Source organism: Mesorhizobium sp. M1066, assembly GCF_040318635.1.
In the GTDB taxonomy this organism is placed as follows: domain Bacteria; phylum Pseudomonadota; class Alphaproteobacteria; order Rhizobiales; family Rhizobiaceae; genus Mesorhizobium.
In genome coordinates, this window is the sequence record NZ_JAMYMR010000089.1 from 1 (window position 1) to 4,557 (window position 4,557).

The 4,557-nt window shown below is 57.6% G+C and carries 5 protein-coding genes; 4 read left to right on the forward strand and 1 reads right to left on the reverse strand.

The window, feature by feature from the left end; translation table 11 throughout:
• From NKH52_RS35065 to NKH52_RS35080, 4 genes are all read left to right on the forward strand, one after another.
• A partial coding sequence (locus tag NKH52_RS35065) for a 2-phosphosulfolactate phosphatase (RefSeq protein ID WP_352736088.1) occupies positions 1-227 on the forward strand: 227 nt, incomplete at its 5' end.
• Positions 151-1,308 (forward strand): NAD(P)-dependent oxidoreductase, encoded by a 1,158-nt coding sequence (locus NKH52_RS35070; RefSeq protein WP_352736090.1) that lies wholly within the window; start codon positions 151-153, stop codon positions 1,306-1,308. The genes NKH52_RS35065 and NKH52_RS35070, both read left to right, overlap by 77 nt.
• Complete coding sequence (locus tag NKH52_RS35075) at positions 1,305-2,438, forward strand: mandelate racemase/muconate lactonizing enzyme family protein (protein ID WP_352658112.1); 1,134 nt, start codon at positions 1,305-1,307, stop codon at positions 2,436-2,438. The genes NKH52_RS35070 and NKH52_RS35075 overlap by 4 nt, the downstream gene beginning before the upstream one ends.
• On the forward strand, positions 2,439-3,317 hold the full coding sequence (locus tag NKH52_RS35080) for an SMP-30/gluconolactonase/LRE family protein (protein WP_292615616.1): 879 nt from the start codon (positions 2,439-2,441) through the stop codon (positions 3,315-3,317).
• 336 nt (positions 3,318-3,653) lie between these two features.
• On the opposite strand, the gene NKH52_RS35085 is transcribed toward NKH52_RS35080, so the two are convergent.
• Positions 3,654-4,268: a 4'-phosphopantetheinyl transferase family protein gene (locus NKH52_RS35085; protein ID WP_352658109.1), complete on the reverse strand. Its 615-nt coding sequence runs from the start codon at positions 4,266-4,268 to the stop codon at positions 3,654-3,656.
• Positions 4,269-4,557 lie beyond the last annotated feature (289 nt).

Below are 4,557 nucleotides of genomic sequence, written 5' to 3' on the forward strand. Positions count from 1 at the left end.
ACGCTGTTGAACTGGACGACTCCGCGTCGGTCGCTCACGGCTTCACAATCTCGCAAGATAGTGCCGTGAAGGTGTTATTGGGCTCGATGACCGGTCGCCGCTTCATCGGCAACTGCCGGCAGAACGACGTGGAGTTCTGTGCGCGCATCAATGAATCTACAATTGTTCCGGTCGTTGCCGCGCACGGCGAAGATTCCGATCATCCGGTTTATCTCCTCGATGCCTAGCAGCACCGACGCCATCAGATTGATTAGTGGCCGACCTCTCGTCCTGGCGACAGCAGATCTTAGCCCGGAAGGCATCGCCTCGCTCCGCGAAATCAGCGAGCTTAATTTGCTCGGCTGGGCAGCCGGCGAGTGGTTCTGTGATCGCAAGCCGCTAATGGACGCAATCGCTGAAGCTGAGGTCGTGATAGCGGGATATGAGTGTTTTGACGAAGCGCTATTGGCTGCCGCACCACGGCTTCGCGTCATCTTATCAGTACGCTCGGCCCCGCAAGCGAACATCGATGTGGCGGCCGCCACGGCGCGGGGGATCGCTGTAGTACACACTCTCGGGCGAACCGATCACGGGGTTGCAGAGTTCACGGTTGCTCTCGCGCTGGGGCTTACTCGCCACCTCATCCCTGCCGGTGCATGGATTAGGTCCCGCTCGCCCGACTTCGACGCCGGAGAGGACTTTTTTCGTGGTACGGTATGGGGTCGCGGCGCGAGTTCTCCGCAACTCGCATTCACGGGCATCGAGCTGCATGGTCGCACACTCGGTATCGTCGGCTTTGGGGCAATCGGTCGTGCGGTCGCCGAAAAGTTTTCCGGCTTTGGCATGAGCACTATCGTCCACGATCCTTATGTCGATAGCGCCGAGTTAAGAACACTCGGGGTCGAACCGGTCTCACTCGACGAACTTCTGGGACGCTCGGCAATTGTAACCTTGCACGCGCGGCTCAGCACACAAACGCGCGGCATGATCGGCGCAGACCAGCTCGATCGGATGGGGCGCGGCGCGTATCTCATCAACACAGGTCGGGCAGGCCTTATCGACACTGGCGCGCTACTAAAGGCCTTGGATCGCGAACAGATCGCTGGGGCCGCGCTAGACGTCTTTGATACGGAGCCGCCTTCGGCGAGGGATCCGCTTGTTACTCATCCGCGCGTCCTTGCGACGCCTCATATCGCCGCGTGGACCGAAGAGATGCGTGTACGTCACACCCGCAGCATTGTGCAAAACCTGCAGCGGCTTTTGGCCGGCAAGCCTGGCAATCTGTCGAACCCCGAAGTTCTCGCGATGGCGGGGAGGACCGTGCCTTGAAAATCATCGATGTCGCCTCGCGTCTCTATCACATCCCGCCGACGGTCTCTTGGGAGGACGCCACACACCGCGTCGCGAACCTCGAATTCATCATCACCCGCGTGACCACAGACGCTGGGATCGTCGGCGAGGGCTTTGCCTATACGACAGGGATTGGCGGAAGTGCCATCCTCGCCCTGATCGATGATTATTGCCGATCGATGCTTTTCGGACAAGATCCGCGGCAGATCGAACGACTTTGGTCGTTCCTCTATGGCCAATTGCACCGCAGCGGCACCGGGGGCATCAACACCCTCGCATTGGGCGCGATCGACATCGCGCTTTGGGATATTTCGGCCAAGTGGTACAACGTTCCATTACACCGTCTGCTGGGCGCGCGGCGCGAAAGCATCCGCACCTATGGCAGTGGCATTGACCTCTTCCTCGACAGCGACGCTCTTCTCGACCAGGTAGATAAGTTCCTGGCGCAGGGGCACAATGCGGTGAAGATAAAAATCGGTCGGGACGATGCGGAAGAAGATCTCGACCGTATCGTAGCCGTGAAGAAACTGATCGGCCCCACGCGACGACTGTTCGTCGATGCTAATCAGCGCTGGAATGTCGCCGACTGCATGATCCGACTGCAGAAACTCGCGACGTTCGGTCTTGGCTGGATCGAAGAGCCTCTCCATGCCGAGGATATTCGCGGTCACGCCGACCTACGCGGCTTCGTAGCGCTGCCCATTGCGGTCGGCGAGAGCCTATATACGCGGCATCAGTTTGCCGATTATCTCCAGGCCAACGCCGTCGACATCGTCCAAGCGGACGTATGCCGCGTCGGAGGTATCAGCGAGTGGCTGAAGATCGCCAATCTGTCAGCGTCCTTCCACCGCACCATGGCGCCCCACTACATGTCCGAACTCTCCGTCGCATTGATGTGTGCAATCGACAACGCGGACATTCTCGAATGCGTACACGGCGGGAGCTTCTCCGAAATGGGCGTACTTCAGGCGGAACTTCGCCTGGAGAACGGAGTGGCCTTTCCATTTGAAACACCCGGACATGGGGTGGTGTTCGATCACGAAAAACTCGAACCCTTCGCTGTCGATCCTGCCGAACTTCGGACCCGGAATATGCAGAGCGCAAAGTGAATGCGGCTCCATCACGCGCGCGCGGCGTTCGATTGCCACAACCTCCTGGGCGAAGGATGCAACTGGAACGCATTGGACCAGAGCCTTTGGTGGACTGACATTGAAGGAAAGTGCGTGTTCCGCTGGGACGACAACGGGAAAGTTGCGGCTGTGCGGCAGCTTCCCAGTCGTGCGGCGTTCGTCTTTCCACGCGCGCGTGGTGGCTTCGTGCTCGGCTTTCCTAAGTCTATAGTCATCACGGACCCAACCTTCACCGACTTCTCCCAAGTGGCCGAAATCGAGCCGCATCTTGCGCAAACCCGTGTCAACGACGCCGCGATCGACCCCTACGGTGGGATCGTCTTGGGCACATACAATGAACAGACCCGTGAGCCAGTCGGAGGCGTCTATCGCATTGCGTCCAATGGCGAGGTCATTAAACTCTTCAGCGGCGTAGCGGCCGCCAACGGACTGGCATTTTCGCCCGACGGCCGGATCATGTACTTCACCGATACAACGGAAGGCACCATCCGGCGTTTCGCCGTGGCTCCGCAATTTGCGGGTCTTGCCGAGATAGGCCCGCTGGCAGGCCCGAACATTGCCCCCGGATCGCCTGATGGCGCCACCGTGGACATTGAAGGGGGCTACTGGAGCGCCAGGCTACGAGGCGGCTGTGTCGTCCGTATCGATCGAAACGGCCACCTCACAGATCGCGTGGATATGCCGACTATGGCGCCGACCTGTGTGGCACTTGGCGGCGAAGATCTGAGAGCACTGTTCATAACCTCACGGCGAGCCAGGCAATCGTCTGATGAACTTCTTCGATTTCCCGAGTCCGGCAACCTCTTCCGCGTTGAGGTTGGTCAGGCTGGTCGAACGCCCTTCAGTTGCAGAGTCTAGCTCTGGGCTGATCGCAGTCGAGTGATCGACTGCCGCGCAACCACCCCAGGACGCGGTCTGGGTCCGTGCACGGATCTACAGACCCTGTGCGCGGATTTCTCTCTGTTCTTGCCAAGGAGACTTGCGTGGGAGGTCTGCTCGCCACCCATTGCAGAAACCCATTGCGGGCTTTTGGACATTATGTCTTAACTTGGCCTCCCTAGCTCGCGCTTAGATGTCGGAAGGCAAGCCGTGCAATATCAATGGATCGAAACGTTCGAGGGAACGCGGCGACACGAATTGTATGACATCTACAGGAAGGAGTGGTGGACTGATGGCTACTGAGCAGAGTTTAGCTTACATCCGCTCTGGCAGCGAATATGCTAAACCGATTACATTATCGGAAGTATGTAACTCCAATAAAAATGTGCAATTTGACCTCGGAACATATCCAAGTCGGGTGTGAATATCGATTTCAACATCCTGGAATTCAAGAAAAGCCATATATAGTGGAAAGTAGGCTTTATACACGGCCTCCTTCAAAACAAACAGATCTCGCCGCTGGAGCAGCCGTAAGCCGTACATCCGTTGCTCGCGCGGGGTAGCAATCATTTCGATTAAGTCCTCCGGCAGAGGTTCATTAGGTTCTATGTCGATACCAAGCGCTGCAACCCTTCTCTTCTCTGCAATGGCAGCTGCTGCTACTGTACCGTGATGAGCCAAAGATCCAACAATGCCGGCTGGCCATGTCGGAACACCAGAATGTGTCTTTGGAATAGGCGTCGGTGGAAATCCCAGTTCGCCAAGAAGTGTCCGAGCAATTATTCTAGCGGCACCGCTTTGGCGACGGACTTTGGCAACAGCGTGTCTTAGTACGGCAACTTCGGAAGAAAGCAAGGCGTCCTCGTCGGCGCGTTCTATCGGACGAATGCCGATGAGGATGTTCTCTTGATCAGACGGGATAATCTCCACCTATTGGCTCCTTTGCGGCTTTTGGAAATATGAAACAGAAATCAACGGCTGGCGCCGCTTTTAGGGCTCGCGCGCCGATCATATTGTGGCATTTTAGGCTGCATTCCTCTCTATAGATTGGTAAGCGGTGCGCCAAGGCACTTTCCCGAAATCGACTTGATGGTTAGATCGCTCGTTGGTCGGCCCGCCGGCGCCGATCACTGTGGATCGTAGTGGGTGACGTAGTGGAGTTCGCGCAGGGCGGGGATGACGAGGGCGGTGTCTTTGTAGGCCTCATGCTCGATGAAGC

Coding starts and splice junctions, on each gene's coding strand:
- NKH52_RS35080 (WP_292615616.1), top strand. CDS start 2,439: ATGCGGCTCCATCACGCGCGCGCGGCGTTCGATTGCCACAACCTCCTG.
- NKH52_RS35070 (WP_352736090.1), top strand. CDS start 151: ATGAATCTACAATTGTTCCGGTCGTTGCCGCGCACGGCGAAGATTCCG.